Origin of the sequence: Escherichia sp. Lx600-2 (assembly GCF_036662595.1) — a bacterium.
GTDB lineage: Bacteria > Pseudomonadota > Gammaproteobacteria > Enterobacterales > Enterobacteriaceae > Escherichia > Escherichia coli.
The window spans coordinates 1-3451 of record NZ_JAYQWM010000171.1 but is presented as its reverse complement, the minus strand read 5'-3'; the positions used below and the strand labels follow the sequence as shown (position 1 = coordinate 3451).

Annotated in this window: 5 protein-coding genes and 1 pseudogene; all 6 read right to left on the bottom strand. The window is 41.7% G+C overall.

Annotated features, from left to right (window positions below; all coding sequences use genetic code 11):
* Nucleotides 1-177 (bottom strand): annotated as a pseudogene (locus OQV04_RS23900) (DNA distortion polypeptide 1); the annotation flags it as partial.
* Between the two features lie 326 nt (nucleotides 178-503).
* Nucleotides 504-776 (bottom strand): hypothetical protein, encoded by a 273-nt coding sequence (locus OQV04_RS23895; protein ID WP_000160399.1) that lies wholly within the window; start codon nucleotides 774-776, stop codon nucleotides 504-506.
* Between the two features lie 12 nt (nucleotides 777-788).
* Nucleotides 789-938 (bottom strand): hypothetical protein, encoded by a 150-nt coding sequence (locus OQV04_RS23890; RefSeq protein ID WP_000003880.1) that lies wholly within the window; start codon nucleotides 936-938, stop codon nucleotides 789-791.
* Nucleotides 939-1224: 286 nt separating this feature from the next.
* Complete coding sequence (locus OQV04_RS23885; RefSeq protein WP_000866648.1) at nucleotides 1225-1554, bottom strand: hypothetical protein; 330 nt, start codon at nucleotides 1552-1554, stop codon at nucleotides 1225-1227.
* Between the two features lie 144 nt (nucleotides 1555-1698).
* Entirely contained in the window at nucleotides 1699-1980 is a 282-nt protein-coding gene (locus OQV04_RS23880; protein WP_000220560.1) for a type II toxin-antitoxin system RelE family toxin, read from the bottom strand.
* Nucleotides 1970-2221: a type II toxin-antitoxin system Phd/YefM family antitoxin gene (locus OQV04_RS23875; protein ID WP_000121743.1), complete on the bottom strand. Its 252-nt coding sequence runs from the start codon at nucleotides 2219-2221 to the stop codon at nucleotides 1970-1972. The genes OQV04_RS23880 and OQV04_RS23875 overlap by 11 nt, the downstream gene beginning before the upstream one ends.
* Nucleotides 2222-3451: the final 1230 nt, after the last annotated feature.

Sequence of the window (3451 nt, the reverse complement as noted above, 5' to 3'; positions counted from 1 at the left end):
ATTATCATCGATAATGCTTTCTTCAATTTTTTTATCCTTACTCTTTAATAAAGCACTTGCTAATAACTTCATACCTTTTGCAACTGTCAAATTTGGTTCATCAGGGTAAATGCTTTTAAGGCATACTAACAAATAATCATGGTCTTCATCTTCAACTCTAAACTGAATTTTTTTCATCATAACTCCCAACAAGAACCGACTGTAGGTCACCGGGCAAACGCTGAAAAATAACGTCGAATGACGTCATTTTGCGGCGTTTGCCCTATCCTGCATCGCAGTGAATCTGGCGCCGCTCATAAATTGTGCTTGAGCATCAACAAAAATGCAAAAAGGCTGATGTTGTCATGGCTGAACATACGTACGTCTGCGACCGGAAACCCGATCAATGCGGTAAGGACAGTGCCGTCAGGTTCGCTCCGCGAACGGTCTGGCAGGAAGCGCAAGCGCAGTCCCGCGCAATATATCAGAAAGCACCTCCCGAAATACGGGAGGGCTTCGGCTATTCAGCTAAGGTTGCTCTGTTCAGGTTGCTGAGTGTAGCCTTCCATGCCCTGACGGGCATCAAAAAGCCAGCGCCGGAAGTTACTCATTCTTTCAAGGTTAGCTTTGCTTGGTTTTTTGCCACGATTACCACTTAATATCCGCCAGACTCGTATTCCTGCTTTATTAGTCCAGTGCAGAACAATTTCTCCTTTGCTGTTAAAAGCAAGAGAAAAGCGTACAGCGCCTTGCCGCAATTCTCCACTGACAAAGGACACAAAATCATGTTTTGTCATAAAGCCTCCGGTTTATTTATCTGTTCTCTTTTGTGTCTTTTTTTCCAGTGCTTTTCTGAGTAATGCCATATACTCAGGAAAGACATGGAATGGCATCAAAGGGAAAACCGGACGCCCACCCTTTTCAACGTCATTTATTGCTGATAATATGCGTTCCGACATTTTATTCCTCGCAATAGAATCAGGTGTCACGGTATCAGGTTGCCCCACAACCTGATACCATCTTTATCTTTACTTTATTAACTTCTCAATTGCTTCTTTTTTTGCTTTCTCCTGTTCTGATGGTGGGTATGCAAGGTCATACCAGTTATCAATACAATGAATAACTCTTTCTTTAGATAATCCACATTGCTCAAACCAAAATTTTTCGGTTTAATGATGCTTTTGCGCTAAACTCTCTTTCCATTTTCAGACCTTTACTAAAAGGGGGAATATCCCCCCTGATTAATTAGTAGTAAGAAGAAAATCGATGTTTTTCTTCCGGTAGAGTTTTATACGCAGTTTCAAAATCTTCGATTTTGATTGCCAGCTCATCACCAAAATCTTTTATCTGACGCTTAAAACATTCACCAGTAAAATCATTTAAAACGGGAGTTTTAAAGCCGACCATTGAATCGGTATATTCTGAATTGGCGCGAATCTCGCGAACGGTGACGGTTTTTTTACCGTGAACAGAAAGAACCTGGTAGAAGGTTACATTGGTTTGCTCATAGCCCCATGATGATACAAAGATATCACCAACAGAGACAGTATCATTTTTAAAAGTTAATACTTTCATTTTTAGCTCCCGCCCAGCTTGGGCTCTGGATGAAAGAGAACCTGTTTCCCTTTCTTGTGTTTTATTATACCTGCATTTGCAGGTATTGCAAATTTTTAATGCTCTCGCTCTGACTGTAAACAGTCAATCATTTGATGATTAATCTTAGCGCAAATCTGCGATCTGATAGACTTCGCTGCTTTCCCTTCTTCCAACGGCAATAACGAGTAAAACGACTTTCTCATCAATGACTTGGTATACAAGTCTGTAGCCAGATGCACGAAGTTTGATTTTATAGCGATCAGCATGACCATGTAACCGGGCTGCGGGTACGCGTGGATTTTCCAGCCGTTCTGCCAGTTTCTTTTTGAATTGTTCACGGATGGTGTGGCCGAGTTTCTGCCATTCCTTCAGTGCTCTACGGTCAAAAGCCAGTTCATAGGTCATCCAGGTTAACCTTCACAATTTCCGGGTTTTTCATGCGCTCATCAGCAACAGCGTTTAACTCAGCATCTTCAGCGAGTTCCCGATAGTAGGCGTAAAGTTTTGGTGGAACGCAATAGAACGCCGGTTCGTTTCGGTTCAGGATCGCAACAGCGTCCCCTTCACCTTCAGCTACGGTTCCCATAGGATTTTTTTTCAGGTCAGTAATACTGGCCGCTGTGGTTGTCAGAATTTGATAGCTCATAAGCCCTCCGCTTGTCTCATTGGCATAATAGCATCTTTAAAAGCACTCTTAAAAGTGCTTATGTTGAGAAAAACATCAGAACAGGTGAGATATGGCTCTTTCCGACATCGCCTTAAAACGCTCTGTAACGCGTTCTGAGCGTTTTTTCCCGTTTCGTTGTAGTCAGCTACGGTTTAACGGTTTTTAACGCCGCTCAACGCTTTTTAGCGGCCTTGTTGCTGTGATCTGTTGCCATGATCCGGATAGGAGTTCAATCTTGATCAAAATTTCCTCAAGGCAACGACTGTTTTGTAAATACCCTCTAAAACGCGCTGTATCGCATTCTGAGCGATTTTTTCGATTTCGCATGGTTTCACCATGGTTGTATCGAACGAAGCGGCAGAAAGCGATTCAGGGCTTCTCAGTGAAAGATCCAAAAAGGATCAATCAACGGATCGTATGAGCTGAACTCTTCTGGTTTTGAGAAAGGAGACACCGCTCGCCGCAGCCGAACGACCGAGCGTAGCGAGTTAGTGAGCGAGGAAGCGGAATAGCACAGGGATTACATTAGGCACTTACGCACAGTGGTTAAAAAATGAGCATATTGTTTTTATGTGTGGTTGTCTTGGTTCAGAGTGATCTGTCCTCCGGGTTTACGCAAAGTTATCCACAGGCGCTGTGAATTTTTTGTTTTGAGCAGAGTTATCCACAGATTTTTTGTGTTTTTTTGCTTATTAAACTTCTTGTTTTTAAGATCTTAAATGTAGATCGGTAGATCTACTTTAAGATCTTTAACTTACTTTAACTTATTCTGCAAACATTGTGCCAGCTTTTTTATCAATAATTTCATTAAGATAGGTGTTGTTTTTTGTCGCCTCAAAATGAAAGGTGGATGGGTACGCACTGAAAGGTGGATAGGTACGCACTGTAATTTTCATGAAAGGTGGATGGCTGCGCACTGAAAGGTGGATGGGTACGCACTGAAAGGTGGATGGGTACGCACTGAAAGGTGGATGGGTACGCATTTTTCTGTTTTTATTCAGATATTCGTATCTTTGTATCTTCATTTCTTTAGTTCTTTATAGTGCTCTAATTTAACGTATGACGTTAAAAGGTGGATACCTGCGCATTTCTATCATATTGAATATAAATGATAAAAATTCTTTCATGTGATCCGTGTTTTGGTGGAAATACATAAGGTGGATAAACCACTTTACATATTTCCGCCTTTGTGGTTATGATTTCACCATC

Bases quoted from the DNA above. Each gene is read 5' to 3' on its own strand.
- OQV04_RS23880 (WP_000220560.1), bottom strand. From the start codon at position 1,980: ATGACCTATGAACTGGCTTTTGACCGTAGAGCACTGAAGGAATGGCAG.
- OQV04_RS23885 (WP_000866648.1), bottom strand. From the start codon at position 1,554: ATGAAAGTATTAACTTTTAAAAATGATACTGTCTCTGTTGGTGATATC.
- OQV04_RS23895 (WP_000160399.1), bottom strand. From the start codon at position 776: ATGACAAAACATGATTTTGTGTCCTTTGTCAGTGGAGAATTGCGGCAA.
- OQV04_RS23875 (WP_000121743.1), bottom strand. From the start codon at position 2,221: ATGAGCTATCAAATTCTGACAACCACAGCGGCCAGTATTACTGACCTG.
- OQV04_RS23890 (WP_000003880.1), bottom strand. From the start codon at position 938: ATGTCGGAACGCATATTATCAGCAATAAATGACGTTGAAAAGGGTGGG.